Consider the following 14,952-nt stretch of genomic DNA (forward strand, 5'->3'; position numbering starts at 1 on the left):
AGACTAGCCAACTACCTATGACAGAAAGTGAAAAATACATACATGCCCTCAAAACGGGGAATGAAAAAGTAACACTAGAGATTTACGAACGATACCATAAAAAAATCCGCCGTTACATACTTAAAAATGGCGGGAATACAAACGAAGTTGACGATGTTTTTCACGACGCCTTGTTATACCTTATCGTTCTCTTTAAAAATAAACCCGTTCGTATTGTTTCCTTCGAGGGATACTTTTTCACTGTTTGTAAAAACATTTGGAAAAAATCAAAGAAAACAAGTAAAAAGGAGGTAATAAATGAACTTCCTGATACACTAGTCCATACACAGGAAGCTCTCAGTAATGCCTTGTTAGAGCACCAACGAAAAGAATTGTACATAGAAGCATTCCAACAACTATCAGACAATTGTCGCAACCTGTTGGGCTGTTACTTTAGTGGTTCTAGCTACGAACAGTTACTAGTGGAATTCAATTACAGCACCGTCAATACGGTGCGGCAACGAATTTTTAAATGCAAAACGAAACTTATGGAGATACTCAAAAAAAATCGACACTAACCCCCTTAAAGGCATGAAAGAAACATCAACAGAAAATATACACCGTTACCTCTTTTCAGAGATGAGTCCCTCAGAAATGAGTACTTTTGAGGCACACTGTAAGCGTCAACCAGACTTGTGGCTTGAGCTCCTGGACACCTATGAGTTCCACCGCAGTTTTAACAATCCTAATTTAGGAAGTCATACCCATATCCTCGAACTAGAAGCTCAAAAAAACATCCGTAAGCTATTACATTCAGCCGAGCTACAAAAATCTTCTAAGTCGATCAAAAAAACAGCACAAAGGTATCATCAAAGGAAGAAAAGAAAACAACTTAAACTATGGGGTTTCACCACTGTAGCTGCCGCAACGATTGCCTTGCTCATTACCCTTACGGTACTTCCAAACAAGTACGAAGCTATTTACAATCAACACAGTGATTGGCACGACCTACCCTCTTTTATAGAAAAAGGAACTACTCAAAATCAACTCATTAGTATAGAAAAGCGTTACCAAAATCATTTGTATCAACAGGTAATTGATCTCAGTAGGCAAAATACTTCTGTTTACAGTTTAATGTACGAGGGTGCCGCAGAAGTACAACTTAAAAACTACCCCGCTGCGCTCCTTTGTTTTAAGCGCTTGGCGGCCATGGAACACCTGGAAAGTTCCAGAGGTTATTGGTATCAATTACTCGTTTATATAACAACTGAAGATCGTGAAAACACCCAACGAATGCTCCGCAAAATTCTGTCGAGTAGTGACCACTACAATTACCACAAAGCAATCGCTATTCAACAACAATTGCACTAAAAGAAAAACACTAGTCAATGACTAGTGTTTTTTATTTTCTATAACAAAAAGTTTTGCATTTGAACCGCTTTAAATTCCTCTATCAATTCCCTTACCACCTGTCCGGCTGGCTTTATCTCATTGATGATTCCTGCTATTTGTCCAATTTCTAACTCTCCTTCATCCAAATCTCCTTCAAACATTCCGCGTTTAGCACGCGCACGTCCTAGAAGCGTTTTCAAATCATCTACGCTCGGATTTTGGGTGTACAGCGTTTGTACATCCTGAAAAAATTTGTTTTTGACCAAACGTACGGGAGCCAATTCTTTGAGTGTTAATTGTGTATCTCCATCCTTTACTTCAACAATGGTATTTTTAAAATTCTCATGTGCTGAAGACTCTATTGTCGCCGCAAATCTACTTCCTATTTGAACACCGTCGGCTCCTAGCACCATGGCAGCCATCATCCCTTTACCAGAGCCTATACCTCCAGCAGCAATAACGGGAATTTTCACCTGAGCTTTTACCATAGGTATCAATGTAAACGTAGTCGTTTCTTCGCGTCCGTTGTGTCCTCCGGCTTCAAAACCTTCACAAACCACGGCATCGACACCTGCAGCTTCTGCCTTTAAAGCAAACTTTACCGAACTCACCACATGTACAACCGTAATACCTTTTTCTTTTAAGAATTGTGTCCATGTTTTCGGATTACCAGCAGAGGTAAAAACAATTTTCACTCCTTCCTCCACGATGATGTCCATTATTTTTTCAATATCAGGATACAACATTGGTACATTCACCCCAAAAGGTTTATCTGTTGCTTTTTTACATTTTTGAATATGGGTACGTAATACGTCCGGATACATCGATCCTGCACCAATCAACCCCAGTCCACCGGCATTAGAAACGGCTGCTGCCAATTTCCATCCCGAAACCCAAATCATCCCTCCTTGAACTATGGGATACTCGGTATTAAATAAAGATGTAATTCTGTTCATATGTAGCTATCTATACTAGTTAGAGCTTTTCTCAACAAAAAAATTACTGAGAAAAGCTCCAAGTTATAGGGTAAAAATACAATTTTTATTCTTTAACGAATCGAATACTTTGGGTATTATTTTTACTCGTCAATTCCAAAATATACACTCCAGTCTGGAGTTCTTCTATACCGATAGACTCATTTTTCAACACTCCTTTTTGCACAAGTGCTCCAAGCACATTTCGTATGCTGTAATCGACATTAACTTGCTTGCTTTTTACAAATAACTGCGTAGTTACAGGATTCGGGTATACTAGCAATGCATCTCTGTCTTGGACTGAAGTAACCCCTAAGGTCGTTTTATAAGCCTTTTCTAAATCCGGTATTCCATACCCGTACTGAGCAGTAGGATTGGTATAGCGATCGGCAGATTTACGGATGATATCCATAATTTCCATATTCGTTCTGTTCGGAAAAGCTTGCCACATACAGGCTACCGCTCCTGCCATAATCGGTGATGAAAAGGACGTTCCGTTAATTGTTCTGGTATTTCCTGAAATATAGTCCAGCACATATACACTGAGACCATGAGCTAAAACATCAGGTTTTACGCGATTATCAGCCGTAGGACCAAAAGAACTAAACGAGGCAATACTTTTAGAAGCACTTACCGCTCCGATGGTAAATACTGATTTTGCATCGGCAGGCGCCGAAACATACTTCCATCTTTTATTTCCGTCATTTCCTGCAGAGGTTACTAAAATCATTCCTCTAGAAACTCCTATTTCCGCTCCTCGTGAAATAAAGGCTGTTTTCCCATCCATATCACTATAGGTGTGATTGTAGGCTGTATTGTCAAATTCCGTGTATCCTAATGAAGTATTGATCACATCGACTCCTAAACTGTCTGCTCGTTCTGCGGCCTCTACCCATAAACTCTCTTCATGAGGACCTTCATTGGCGATATCTTCAGTGATAAACAAATAAAAAGAAGCGTCAGGAGCTGTCCCGACAAACGACTTGTCGACATATCCGGCAATATCCGACAATACGTGCGTACCATGACTGTGTCCAGTATAAAAATTGTTACTTCTATTCACAAAGTCATAGCCTCCTAAAATTTTATTGGCATCGCGTAACCTCTTAAATCCTGCAAGTGTATTTACATTAGGGAAACCGGCATCGATGACAGCCATATGTACCCCTTCGCCTGTAAAACCTTCTTTGTGTAGAAAGTTCGCTTTAATCATACTCACTTGGGTATTGGCTATTCCGTAATCAAAATCTACTTGTATCTCCGAAAACTTGTTCGGACGCTTTACATGCTTTACCGTTCTCGATTTTCCTCCAGGCTTATTCAGCGACTTATTGGCAAACTCAATGCTTTGCACAAAATTTAAACTGGTTTTCACACCATCGATAACGGCTTTGGTACCGCGAACATGAACCGCGTTTAACCATCTCGATTTGGCGACTAAGGTCAGTCCGCTTACATTTTTAAGTTGGCTGTAATAATTGGCATCGACGGGTACGTCTTTTTCGTCCAAAGCAATTTTTTGCTTGGTTCTTCGATCAAGCGATCGCTGGGTTAACATGGTTGTTGGGTTGGCTAAAAAAGTTGCCGACTGAGGTTTGTCTTTAAAATATACCCAAGCATCTTCTTCTTGAGCGACTCCAATGACAGATTGAAGTAATGCGTAAACTAGTAGTAATTTTTTCATAACCACTAAATTACTACTTTTTACGCATTATTTATTAACACAGGTTAACTTATGACTCCTGAGCCTAAAAGTTCTTCATTTTTGTACCAAGCTACAAATTGTCCTTCCTGAATAGCCGATTGATTGTTATCAAAAGCCACGTACAGTCCTTCGTTTGTTTGGTATAGTGTTGCCTTCTCTAAAGCTTGGCGGTAGCGAATTCTGGCCATGACTTCCATGGTTTCTCCTACGGCTAACTTTAAATCCTCTCGAACCCAATGTACTTCCTCATCTTTAACGAGCAATACTTTTCGATACAGTCCTTGATGATTTTTTCCTTCACCGGTATAAATCACATTATCCTCAACATCAGTCTCAATGACAAATAAAGGCTCCTTAGTTCCACCAACGGCAAGGCCTTTGCGTTGTCCTTTGGTAAAATAATGCGCACCTTGATGCTCTCCTACCACCTTACCATCAGTTGGTTTGTACACGTATTTTTGTGCTTTAAATGCCAACTCTTCAGCTTTGGAATCAAAGTTGGGTTCAGGAATTTGGTAGCCTAAATGATCGGCTGGAACCTGTATAATTTTTCCTTTTTTAGGTTGTAATTTCTGTTGTAAAAAGTCAGGCAAACGAACCTTTCCAATAAAGCACAGACCTTGCGAGTCTTTTTTATCGGCTGTTATTAAATCGGCTTCCTTGGCAATTGCTCTCACTTCTGGTTTTAAGAGCTCTCCCACCGGAAACAGTGCTTTTGACAATTGTTCTTGTGATAGTTGACACAAGAAATAAGACTGATCTTTATTGCCGTCTTTTCCTGCCAATAATTTGTACACCTTTTTACCGTCTATCACTTCTTCTGATTTTCGACAATAATGTCCTGTAGCTACATAATCTGCTCCTAAACTCAACGCGATATCCATAAACACGTCGAATTTAATTTCGCGATTACACAGCACATCCGGATTTGGAGTTCTCCCTTTTTCGTATTCGTTAAACATATAGTCCACAATGCGCTCCTTGTATTGCGCACTCAAATCTACTGTCTGAAATGGGATTCCTAATTTTTCCGCCACAATCATGGCATCGTTGCTGTCTTCTAACCAAGGACATTCATCCGAAATAGTCACAGAGTCATCGTGCCAGTTTTTCATAAACAAACCGATTACTTCATATCCCTGTTCTTTGAGTAAATAAGCGGTAACACTGCTATCTACTCCTCCAGAAAGTCCTACTACTACTCTTTTCATTTTACTAATTTGAACTGCAAAATTACGAATAACTTTTCGTTCTTACTATGGAAAGTACTAATGTGCCTATAAAGGAAATTGATAACCATTTTACCACCTGTGACATCAGGTGAGAAATCGTATAAAGAGTATTGTCCTTGTTTCAAAAAAAAAGCTACTTAAAAAGTAGCTTATACATCGATCATCGTTTATTTTCCGTAGTCAGACAAACGTTCTTTTTTCTTCTTGGATAGCTCTCCATCCATATAAAATTCCCATTTTCCAATACGTTTCCCTTCTTTGTAATTTCCTCGTTCCTTGAGTTGCCCTTTTAAATTGTAATAGGTTCCTTTACCGTCGAGTTTACCATTGCGGTAATTCACATCTTCTAAAAGGACTCCAGCATCGGTATAAATTTTAGAATTCCCGTGCTTCTGTCCTGCTTTATAAAAGGTTTTTTCAGTTACCTTCCCATTGGGATAAAAAATAACGGTAGGTCCATCAAGCTGGCCATCACGGTACTGTTCTTCTGAAACTTTTCTGCCATCAGCAGCGTAAAAAGTCCATTTTCCGACGCGCTTTTTTCCCAAAAGAAACCCTTTGCTAGTCAGCTTCCCTGTTCCGTTGAAAAAAGAAACCTTAGCCGTGTCGTTTGCCACAGTATACTCTTTAATAGCCGCAGGGATTTTTGGCGCAGTTCTGCTATAAAATTTAAAAACACCTACTTCCTTTCCATTTTTAAACTGTCCTGTATATCGAACAGTGCCATTTTCATAGGTCTTTTTCCATATTCCTGTACGTTTTCCATTCTGATCAAACTGATTGATCTTTTGTCCCATCCCCTCCGTGATAAAAAACACTGTAAACAAGGATGATACTAATAGTATCCTTCTTATATTTATCATATTTATTTTATCGTTATAAATTCAAAGTTACACAAACCATACCAAATGAGTACTAATTTTTTAACTTCTGTACTTGATGACATACAGAATGCTGCAAGAATAAATCGAAATAAAGCTGCAAATATTGTGCTGGAATCACCAGAACTCATAGAGGAATTGATTGCGATGACTTTTGAAGTCAACCATAAACGCTCCATAAAAGCGGCTTGGGTGTTAGAATGGATTTGTACTCATCACGACCTTGATTACTTGCTCCCGCATTTAGATATCTTCTGTACGCAACTCCACCAATTACAGTTTGACAGTGCGATAAGACCCTGCGCTAAAATCTGCGAGCAACTAGCAAAAGCCTACAATGCAAAAAAACAGAACCTCACAAAGACAAGCCTGAAAGATGCACATATAGACCTTATCATTACTACGGGATTTGATTGGTTACTGGGCCAACACAAGGCCGCTGTAAAAGCCTATACCATGACCAGTCTGTACGAATTAGGAAAACACAGAGCATGGGTACATCCTGAATTAAAGCATTTAATTGCTAGTTCTTTAATTCACGAAAACAAGGCTTGTATGGCTAGAGGCAGACACTTGCTTGCCCTACTTAACAGTTAATTGTTCGCTTTTCTGAGCTCCTCTAAATTTGTTGGAGATCTGTATCCTTGAAAGGGTTGCTTCAATAGTTCTTTTAAATCACTATTTTTAACTTCATCGGGAAAGGTATCAACTCCGTACACAATTTTTTCTCTATCCAACTCCATATAGGTACCAAACATCCTATCCCAGATAGAAAAGATGTTTCCGAAATTGCTGTCGGTATAAGGCAATAAATTGTGATGATGTACCTTATGCATATCGGGCGACACCAATACATAACTCATCAATTTATCAAGTTTTTTAGGCATTTTGACATTGGCATGAGTCAACTGCGTAAATACGAGTGACATGGACTGATACAACATAATGATTCCTATAGGAGTACCTACCAAAAAAACTCCGACTAAAGTAAATGTAAATCGGATCACGCTTTCTATAGGATGATGCCTGTTGGCTGTAGTCGTGTCGACTTTATGATCTGAATGGTGTACCAAATGCACCATCCAAAGCGGTTTAATTCTATGTTCTACGAGATGTGCCAAATAGGCCCCAAAAAAATCTAACAACAACAAACCTAACAATACATATAGCCACAAAGGCATTGCTGGTAACCAATTAATAAGTCCGAAATCATTGGCAACGACCCATCTGGAAGTTTGTAAAAGTAAGAATGCGAGCACGAAATTGATGATTACCGTAGTACCTGTAAAAAACAAATTGGGCCAAGCGTGTTTCCATTTATTGTACTTGAACTTAAAGAGAGGTACTGCACTTTCCAAGAGCCAGAAAAAAGTAATCCCTCCTACCAATATAAGACTTCTATGCGTAGAAGGAATCGTTTCGAAATAATTGATGAGTGTTTCCAAGAGTTAAAATTTTGCTTAAATATAGAAAAAAATTATCTCAATAAAAACACTATCATTATTATATATATTACAATTACTTTGTTGGTAATCGTTTCTTTAGCTCTTCAATCATACGGTAGGTAGCCGGGCACACTTCCGTATTTTTTAAGGTTATGTTGGTCAACTGAATAAACTTCTTTCGGTTGGTGTGAGGGTACTCGGCACAGGCCTTCGGGCGTACGTCATAAATATAACACGAATTATCACGCTCGTCTAAAAAAGGACAAGGAGCTGACTGCAGCACGTGATAATCATCTTCATCAATACGTAAATACTGGGCAACAAAGTCTGCGACCTTCATTTTTAAAAATTTAGCAATGCGTTCAATATCTTTGTACGTGAACATAGGACTCGTCGTTTTACAGCAATTGCCACAGCTCAAACAATCCGTTCGTTCAAACTCTTCCTCATGAATCTCCTGCATTACCAAATCCAAGCGTTTTGGGGTTCTCTTTTTTAGTTTTTGAAAATACTTCTTATTTTCTGGGTATGCCTCTTTGGCCAATTTCTTTAAATTCTCTAAATCCTTATCCACCGTACATTCTTTACAAATTCACTAAAAGCCAAACGGTTACTACAGTTCTACAACTCGCTTTTTTAATCGTTAAAAAAACGCGTTTGGCAACACTGCAAAAGTAGCTAACTAAATTGTTAGAATCAGTTTAAATATCATCCAAATAATTTATGTAATTTTGCGGCTCAATTTACTCAACTAATGAATATTCAAACCATACTAGAAGCCAAAGTAAAAGAAGGATTTTTAGCCTTGTACAACGTTGAAATTCCAAGCGTTGAATTCCAAGCAACCCGTAAAGATTTTGAAGGAGATGTAACCATCGTAGTTTTTCCTATGTTGCGGTACAAAAAAGGAAATCCCGTTCAGATTGGTGAAGAGCTGGGAGCATATTTAGTTGAACAACTCGACGAAATCACCAGTTACAACGTAGTAAAAGGATTTTTAAACCTCGTTGTTTCAGACGCGTTTTATTTGCGTTCATTTAATGCTATTGCAGCAAACGATACCTTCGGTTACGATGCCCCAGATAGCTTGGATGCTCGTATGGTCGAGTACTCATCACCAAATACCAACAAACCGTTACACTTAGGACACGTTCGAAATGTGCTTTTGGGATATGCTGTATCTGAAATTTTAAAAGCCGCTGGTCATAAGGTATACAAAACTCAAATCATCAACGACCGTGGAATCCACATCTGTAAGTCGATGTTGGCATGGAAGCGATTTGGAAATGGTGAAACTCCTGAGTCTACCGGACTAAAAGGAGATAAATTAGTAGGAAACTACTACGTAAAATTCGACAAAGAATACAAAAAAGAAATTGAAGCCTTATGTGCTCAAGGTAGTACCGAAGAAGACGCCAAAAAACAGGCTCCCCTATTTTTAGAAGCTCAAGAAATGCTTCGTAAGTGGGAAGCTGGTGACAGTGAAGTTGTGGCACTTTGGGAAATGATGAACAATTGGGTTTACGAAGGATTCGATGTAACCTATAAAAATATCGGGGTAGATTTCGACAAACTCTATTACGAGAGCAATACGTATTTGCTCGGTAAGGACGTCATTGAAGAAGGCCTAAAAAATGGTGTATTTTTCAAAAAAGACGACGGATCTGTTTGGTGTGACCTCACTGAAGATGGACTTGATGAAAAACTCGTTTTGCGTTCTGACGGAACCGCCGTTTATATGACTCAAGACATCGGTACAGCCATTCAACGTTCCAAAGATTTTACCGATCTGAACGGAATGGTATATACCGTAGGAAACGAACAAGATTACCACTTTAAAGTACTTTTCCTCATCCTTAAAAAATTAGGCTATACTTGGGCTGACCAATTGTATCACTTGAGCTACGGGATGGTTGACCTTCCTTCTGGGAAAATGAAATCACGTGAAGGAACTGTTGTAGATGCTGACGACCTTATGGATGAAATGGCAAGTACTGCTGGTGAGATTTCTCAAGAATTAGGAAAATTAGAAGGCTATAGCCAAGAAGAAAAGAACGAGCTGTACAAAATTATTGGTTTAGGAGCTTTAAAATACTTTATCTTAAAGGTAGACCCTAAAAAACGAATCTTATTCGATCCACAAGCATCTGTTGATTTCCAAGGAAACACCGGACCGTTTGTACAGTATACCTATGCTCGTATCCAATCAATACTGCGCAAGGCCGATTTTGATCACAGTAGTCCTGTGAGCGCTATCGATATGCACAGCAAAGAAAAGGAATTGGTTAAGCAAATGGAAAACTTCCCTGAGGTCATTAAACAAGCTGCACAAAACTATTCACCTGCCGTCGTTGCGAATTACACCTACGACTTGGTAAAGGAATTTAATTCGTTTTATCAGAATGTTTCGATCTTAGGAGAAGAGGATTTAAACAAAAAAATATTTAGAGTTCAGTTATCTAAAAAGGTAGCCGAAATTATCAAATCAGCATTCAGTTTACTTGGTATCCAAGTTCCCGAACGCATGTAATATTAACACAAGAATAAACAACTAAAACATGAAATACGACGTACTAGTAATTGGAAGTGGTCCTGGAGGATATGTAACTGCTATTAGAGCCTCTCAGTTAGGTTTTAAAACGGCGGTAGTTGAAAAGGAAAGCTTAGGAGGTATTTGCTTGAACTGGGGATGTATCCCAACCAAAGCATTATTAAAATCTGCCCAAGTTTACGATTATTTAAAGCATGTTGATGAGTACGGTTTAAAAGCTGAGGCTATTGACAAAGATTTTGACGCGGTTATCAAGCGTAGTCGTGGTGTTGCTGAAGGAATGAGCAAAGGTGTTCAGTTTTTGATGAAGAAGAATAAAATTGATATCATTGACGGATACGGTACCATTAAAACAGGTAAAAAAGTAGCGGTTGCTGATAAAGACGGAAAGGTTACTGAATACAGTGCTGATCATATTATTATTGCTACTGGTGCTCGCTCACGCGAATTGCCAAACTTACCACAAGACGGTAAAAAAGTAATTGGTTACCGCGAGGCTATGACCTTACCAAGTCAACCAAAATCGATGATTGTAGTAGGTTCTGGAGCTATTGGAGTGGAATTCGCTCACTTCTACAATTCTATGGGAACGGATGTTACCATCGTAGAATACATGCCAAACATCGTACCTGTTGAAGACAAAGATGTTTCAAAACAAATGGAGCGTTCTTTCAAAAAGGCAGGAATCAAAGTGATGACAAACTCTGCTGTTGAATCTGTTGATACCTCAGGTGAAGGAGTGAAAGCTACTGTAAAGACTAAAAAAGGTGTGGAAGTACTCGAAGCTGACATCGTGTTATCAGCAGTAGGGATCAAAACCAATATCGAAAATATTGGATTAGAAGATGTAGGTATCATTACGGATCGTGATAAAATCCTCGTTAACGATTACTACCAAACAAATATCCCAGGTTATTACGCTATTGGAGATGTTACTCCTGGTCCAGCTTTAGCACACGTAGCTTCTGCTGAAGGAATTACCTGTGTAGAGAAAATTGCAGGAGTACACACGGAAACCATCGACTACGGTAATATTCCAGGATGTACTTATGCAACTCCTGAGATTGCTTCTGTTGGATTGACAGAAGAAAAGGCTAAAGAGCAAGGTTACGATATCAAAGTAGGTAAGTTCCCATTCTCTGCTTCTGGTAAAGCAAAGGCAGCAGGAACTCCTGATGGATTTGTAAAAGTTATTTTTGACGCAAAGTACGGTGAGTGGTTAGGATGCCATATGATCGGTGCCGGTGTAACAGATATGATTGCAGAAGCAGTTGTTGCCCGTAAGTTAGAAACTACAGGTCACGAAGTATTAAAAGCAATTCACCCTCACCCAACCATGAGTGAGGCAGTAATGGAAGCCGTTGCTGATGCTTACGACGAAGTGATTCACTTATAAGATTTAAAAAAACCACGCTGAGCGTGGTTTTTTTTATCGCTGTATTTGCGCTTCTAAGCTAGTACATCGGAAATCGACGGACGAACGTGCTAAAAAGTTGAGTATGGGAAGATGCCCTGCTCCTATCAAAACAAACACTTTGTCTTTTCCCGGTTCGTTAAGACGAAGTATGTTTTGAAAAATACGCAGGTTTCTACTGTACCACCAAATAGCCTGATCCGCACCGTAGTACTCCTTTTTTTCAGGATTCCCCATCTTAAAATTACCGATTAAATAATGCCCGTGACTATTCTGGACAACTGCAGGGTGATTCATTATTCGAAAATACTTCAGTAAGCTCGTACTTGCTTTTAAACGATCACCGTGGTCGTACAAGCTATAATACGCCTTATTAAGTGCTAACTCTCGCGCTAATGCTTCCTTTCCGGCCGCTGCAATATAGGCCTCCTTTTTTTTTCGGTGTTCTTCATCGGTCAAGCCCGTTTTAAATCCACGTGCAGGAGCATCAATCGCGTATATTTTTGTATGTTTCAATCGCTTAGCTAAGCGAAAACCAATTTGAAAAACTTCGTTCGATTTTAACTCAAATTCTCCTTTTAGATAAGCTGTATACAACGAATCGAGCTTTGACTGCCTGTGCGCTGGCCACTCAACGGCAATCTTCGTAGGGGCGTAGTGTTCAATAACCATCAGCAAGGAATCGAGCTCCTTTTGCCTCTTTTCTGAAAAAATATCTACGGTGTGCTTGGGCTTGTAACTGTCGAGCCCTGGATTCGCAAAATGAAAAGTCCCTAACATAAACAAACGCGACGTTTTCACGTTTTTAAAATGGTTTTCTATTTCTTTTTCTTGTCCGAAACAGCAAACTACTTGGAACAAAAAAAACAACACAGTACTTATTAAAACTCTCATAACTTAATTGGATTTATGGTTCGGCTCAAAACTACGGGCTTCGTTCCTGGCTTTCGTACCTATTACACCAACGGTCATAGTAAAAAAACCAATCATTAGAAACTCAGTATCCTTCATTTTTGTTGTACGAAATCCCTAGTTCGTCCTATAAAATGCCTAGTTGCTACAGAAATTTCCCACCAACACCCCATTTTACCTACCTTTGAGGTATGAATTTCAAAAAAAGTACCGCCCCCTACCACCTGGGCTTTGCCTTACTAATAATGATCATGGATTTCTTTAGGATGTACGTCACTGGCGGGCCCAATTTTTTCCAACGTATCGAGCCTGTAGGAGTTTTGTACAAGGTTACTTTCTACCTTAGCTTTTTTAGTGTTTACTGGATTAATGTCGGATTTATTTGTCCCAATACACTTAAGAAAAAGAACATTCCTTTGTTTGTTGTAGGTCAGCTTTCTCTTTTTATCATCTTTGCAGGGGTACGCTACCTACTTGAAGAGGTTATCATTTATCAAATAGGAGGATTCCACAATTACTCTGAACGATCGAGAGCCTTTTGGTACTATATTTTTGACAACTCCTATTTCAGTTTAAAAATTGTATTGTTCAGTACCTTTATTTATTTGTTGTTCGTTTATTTAAAAAACACCCAAAAAATACACGAACTGCAATTAGAAAAGCAAAAAGCCAACTTAGACGCATTAAAAATGCAACTCGAACCTCATTTCCTTTTCAATACGCTACATGTATTTTACGCCGAATTAGCTGACAAACAACCCGAAACCGCTAAAGGTATTTACAAACTTTCGGAATTCCTTCGTTACGTCACCTATGAAGCTCAGGAAGATTATATGCCGCTACACAAAGAGCTCAAATTTATTCAAGATTATATTTATTTTTACGAAAAGCGATTTGAAGACAATTTTTACCTGACGCTAGACATCACTGGAACTGTTGGCGACCAACTTGTACCGAGTCTTTGCTTAATTCACTTTGTAGAAAACATGGCCAAACACGGAATTTTAAATGACCCTCATCATCCTGCCAGCATATCGATTGCTATTTCAGCCGGTGAACTCGTAGTGCGAACGCGTAATAAGATCGCGGAAGTTGACCATTACTCCAGTAAGGGAATTGGCCGTCAGAACCTAGAAACACGCTTGTCACTGCTGTACGACCAGTACACATTTACCCATAGCAATGACGGGCAAATTTTCAGCGCTTACCTAAAAATACCTCTTAAAACCTACCGATGATGAAAACTTTACGCTGTTTGCTAATCGATGATGAAGCTCCGGCTTTGCGATTACTTCAATCTTATGTGCAAAAAGTACCCTTTTTGGAAACTGCGGCTAGTACCACCAACCCAATCGAAGCACTGACTTATTTGGAAAGAGAATTTTTCGATATCGTGTTGCTCGATATTCAAATGCCGACCATCACCGGTATTCAGCTCTCAAAACTGCTGCCCTCAGAAACTGCTGTAATTTTCACTACTGCATATCCTCAGTTCGCCATTGAAAGCTATGAACTCAACGCTACCGATTACCTCTTAAAGCCATTTGAATTTGAACGTTTTTATCAAGCGGTACTAAAAGTTAAAACACCGGCAAGGTCAAAAATCACAGCGCAAGATACGCGTCGTATTTTTGTAAAAACCGACGGTAAAAACAATTTTGAGCAGGTCAATATTCAAGATATCCACTATATCGAAAGTCTAAAAAACTACGTTGCCATCGGTTTAGAGCAGCATCAAATTATTACTTATAACACACTAAAACACTACGAGCAACAATTGCCCAATAATCAGTTTATAAAAGTGCACAAATCGTATATCGTAAGTATGGCACACATCGCTAAAACTGACAGTCAAACTGTGTATTTACAGAATGGCAAAAATTTCCCTATTGGAGACACCTATAAAAAACATTTTTTCCAAGCAATTCAAAACTCGTTGCTCTAATTGTTTTTTACTAATTTTTTGAGGTACAATTTAAGGTAAAGATAGTCTTTACGCATGCTGTAGTTCTTCTTCTTATAAAACGAAAAATGTACTATCTCAGCCAATCCTTGCGACTCTACGTAATCCAAAACACCTAGCAGTTGATTAAAATCACCTTGAACGGTAAGCGGGTATAACATTACGGCTACCTCCCCCTGCTTTACGGATAAAGGAACGTCCATTGCCACAATTTGAAAAGCATTGCCAGCTTTCTTATACTGCGTAACTTTTTTTAAAACAATTTGCTGGAATGAATTGTTTAATGAAATGTTCTGTTTTGCCAATAGTGAATCGATAGTAATCGATTTTACTTGTTGAAATCGAAACTCTTCTGACACTCTATCAACCGCATTTTTCTCTTTGCGCAGCACTTGTAGCTCGCTGCGTAAATCGATAGTTTTCTTAATGCTTAAGAAATAAACCAATACCAGCGTCACGATCGACACACCTAGTAATACCGCTGTTTTCTTCTTGTAATTCATA

Annotated in this window: 15 protein-coding genes; 7 read left to right on the plus strand and 8 right to left on the minus strand. The window is 38.9% G+C overall.

What is annotated here, in order from left to right; translation table 11 throughout:
* Positions 1 to 17 precede the first annotated feature (17 nt).
* Positions 18 to 557 carry an RNA polymerase sigma factor gene (locus ACKTS5_RS11315; RefSeq protein WP_408043981.1) on the plus strand — a complete coding sequence of 180 codons (540 nt, stop codon included), beginning with the start codon at positions 18 to 20 and terminating at the stop codon, positions 555 to 557.
* 13 nt (positions 558 to 570) lie between these two features.
* Positions 571 to 1,350, plus strand: coding sequence for a hypothetical protein (locus ACKTS5_RS11320; RefSeq protein ID WP_408043982.1), 780 nt, complete (start codon positions 571 to 573; stop codon positions 1,348 to 1,350).
* A 38-nt stretch (positions 1,351 to 1,388) separates the two neighbouring features.
* On the opposite strand, the gene ACKTS5_RS11325 is transcribed toward ACKTS5_RS11320, so the two are convergent.
* From ACKTS5_RS11325 to ACKTS5_RS11340, 4 genes are all read right to left on the minus strand, one after another.
* A complete protein-coding gene (locus ACKTS5_RS11325; protein ID WP_408043983.1) occupies positions 1,389 to 2,327 on the minus strand; it encodes an NAD(P)H-dependent flavin oxidoreductase in 939 nt (312 codons plus the stop codon).
* Positions 2,328 to 2,412: 85 nt separating this feature from the next.
* Positions 2,413 to 4,029 (minus strand): S8 family serine peptidase, encoded by a 1,617-nt coding sequence (locus ACKTS5_RS11330; protein ID WP_408043984.1) that lies wholly within the window; start codon positions 4,027 to 4,029, stop codon positions 2,413 to 2,415.
* Positions 4,030 to 4,073: 44 nt separating this feature from the next.
* Positions 4,074 to 5,270 carry a tRNA 2-thiouridine(34) synthase MnmA gene (mnmA, locus tag ACKTS5_RS11335; RefSeq protein WP_408044636.1) on the minus strand — a complete coding sequence of 399 codons (1,197 nt, stop codon included), beginning with the start codon at positions 5,268 to 5,270 and terminating at the stop codon, positions 4,074 to 4,076.
* Between the two features lie 179 nt (positions 5,271 to 5,449).
* The gene (locus tag ACKTS5_RS11340) at positions 5,450 to 6,145 is read right to left on the minus strand and encodes a toxin-antitoxin system YwqK family antitoxin (RefSeq protein ID WP_408043985.1); all 696 of its coding nucleotides are present in this window, start codon (positions 6,143 to 6,145) and stop codon (positions 5,450 to 5,452) included.
* A 45-nt stretch (positions 6,146 to 6,190) separates the two neighbouring features.
* Between ACKTS5_RS11340 and ACKTS5_RS11345 the strand changes: the two genes are divergently transcribed.
* On the plus strand, positions 6,191 to 6,760 hold the full coding sequence (locus ACKTS5_RS11345; RefSeq protein WP_408043986.1) for an adenylosuccinate lyase: 570 nt from the start codon (positions 6,191 to 6,193) through the stop codon (positions 6,758 to 6,760).
* Here the strand turns inward: ACKTS5_RS11345 and ACKTS5_RS11350 are convergent.
* Together ACKTS5_RS11350 and ACKTS5_RS11355 are read right to left on the minus strand one after the other, a co-directional pair.
* Positions 6,757 to 7,608, minus strand: a complete 852-nt coding sequence (locus tag ACKTS5_RS11350) for a sterol desaturase family protein (RefSeq protein WP_408043987.1) — start codon at positions 7,606 to 7,608, stop codon at positions 6,757 to 6,759. The genes ACKTS5_RS11345 and ACKTS5_RS11350 overlap by 4 nt on opposite strands.
* A 73-nt stretch (positions 7,609 to 7,681) precedes the next feature.
* Positions 7,682 to 8,182: a YkgJ family cysteine cluster protein gene (locus ACKTS5_RS11355; RefSeq protein WP_408043988.1), complete on the minus strand. Its 501-nt coding sequence runs from the start codon at positions 8,180 to 8,182 to the stop codon at positions 7,682 to 7,684.
* Positions 8,183 to 8,362: 180 nt separating this feature from the next.
* Here ACKTS5_RS11355 and argS point away from each other — a divergent pair, with 180 nt between their 5' ends.
* Both argS and lpdA read left to right on the plus strand, forming a co-directional pair.
* Positions 8,363 to 10,138: an arginine--tRNA ligase gene (argS, locus tag ACKTS5_RS11360; RefSeq protein ID WP_408043989.1), complete on the plus strand. Its 1,776-nt coding sequence runs from the start codon at positions 8,363 to 8,365 to the stop codon at positions 10,136 to 10,138.
* Between the two features lie 28 nt (positions 10,139 to 10,166).
* Positions 10,167 to 11,555, plus strand: coding sequence for a dihydrolipoyl dehydrogenase (lpdA, locus tag ACKTS5_RS11365; RefSeq protein WP_408043990.1), 1,389 nt, complete (start codon positions 10,167 to 10,169; stop codon positions 11,553 to 11,555).
* 33 nt (positions 11,556 to 11,588) lie between these two features.
* On the opposite strand, the gene ACKTS5_RS11370 is transcribed toward lpdA, so the two are convergent.
* Positions 11,589 to 12,467, minus strand: a complete 879-nt coding sequence (locus tag ACKTS5_RS11370; RefSeq protein WP_408043991.1) for a DUF5694 domain-containing protein — start codon at positions 12,465 to 12,467, stop codon at positions 11,589 to 11,591.
* A gap of 209 nt (positions 12,468 to 12,676) precedes the next feature.
* Between ACKTS5_RS11370 and ACKTS5_RS11375 the strand changes: the two genes are divergently transcribed.
* Together ACKTS5_RS11375 and ACKTS5_RS11380 are read left to right on the plus strand one after the other, a co-directional pair.
* On the plus strand, positions 12,677 to 13,723 hold the full coding sequence (locus tag ACKTS5_RS11375) for a sensor histidine kinase (RefSeq protein ID WP_408043992.1): 1,047 nt from the start codon (positions 12,677 to 12,679) through the stop codon (positions 13,721 to 13,723).
* The gene (locus tag ACKTS5_RS11380) at positions 13,720 to 14,430 is read left to right on the plus strand and encodes a LytR/AlgR family response regulator transcription factor (RefSeq protein WP_408043993.1); all 711 of its coding nucleotides are present in this window, start codon (positions 13,720 to 13,722) and stop codon (positions 14,428 to 14,430) included. The genes ACKTS5_RS11375 and ACKTS5_RS11380 overlap by 4 nt, the downstream gene beginning before the upstream one ends.
* Here ACKTS5_RS11380 and ACKTS5_RS11385 read toward each other — a convergent pair.
* Entirely contained in the window at positions 14,427 to 14,951 is a 525-nt protein-coding gene (locus tag ACKTS5_RS11385) for a hypothetical protein (RefSeq protein ID WP_408043994.1), read from the minus strand. The genes ACKTS5_RS11380 and ACKTS5_RS11385 overlap by 4 nt on opposite strands.
* Position 14,952: the final 1 nt, after the last annotated feature.

Origin of the sequence: Tenacibaculum litopenaei (assembly GCF_964514025.1) — a bacterium.
Lineage (GTDB): Bacteria > Bacteroidota > Bacteroidia > Flavobacteriales > Flavobacteriaceae > Polaribacter > Polaribacter litopenaei.

Coding starts and splice junctions, on each gene's coding strand:
- ACKTS5_RS11325 (WP_408043983.1), bottom strand. CDS start 2,327: ATGAACAGAATTACATCTTTATTTAATACCGAGTATCCCATAGTTCAA.
- lpdA (WP_408043990.1), top strand. CDS start 10,167: ATGAAATACGACGTACTAGTAATTGGAAGTGGTCCTGGAGGATATGTA.
- ACKTS5_RS11385 (WP_408043994.1), bottom strand. CDS start 14,951: ATGAATTACAAGAAGAAAACAGCGGTATTACTAGGTGTGTCGATCGTG.
- ACKTS5_RS11320 (WP_408043982.1), top strand. CDS start 571: ATGAAAGAAACATCAACAGAAAATATACACCGTTACCTCTTTTCAGAG.
- ACKTS5_RS11340 (WP_408043985.1), bottom strand. CDS start 6,145: ATGATAAATATAAGAAGGATACTATTAGTATCATCCTTGTTTACAGTG.
- ACKTS5_RS11315 (WP_408043981.1), top strand. CDS start 18: ATGACAGAAAGTGAAAAATACATACATGCCCTCAAAACGGGGAATGAA.
- argS (WP_408043989.1), top strand. CDS start 8,363: ATGAATATTCAAACCATACTAGAAGCCAAAGTAAAAGAAGGATTTTTA.
- ACKTS5_RS11380 (WP_408043993.1), top strand. CDS start 13,720: ATGATGAAAACTTTACGCTGTTTGCTAATCGATGATGAAGCTCCGGCT.
- ACKTS5_RS11375 (WP_408043992.1), top strand. CDS start 12,677: ATGAATTTCAAAAAAAGTACCGCCCCCTACCACCTGGGCTTTGCCTTA.
- ACKTS5_RS11370 (WP_408043991.1), bottom strand. CDS start 12,467: ATGAGAGTTTTAATAAGTACTGTGTTGTTTTTTTTGTTCCAAGTAGTT.
- ACKTS5_RS11330 (WP_408043984.1), bottom strand. CDS start 4,029: ATGAAAAAATTACTACTAGTTTACGCATTACTTCAATCTGTCATTGGA.
- ACKTS5_RS11345 (WP_408043986.1), top strand. CDS start 6,191: ATGAGTACTAATTTTTTAACTTCTGTACTTGATGACATACAGAATGCT.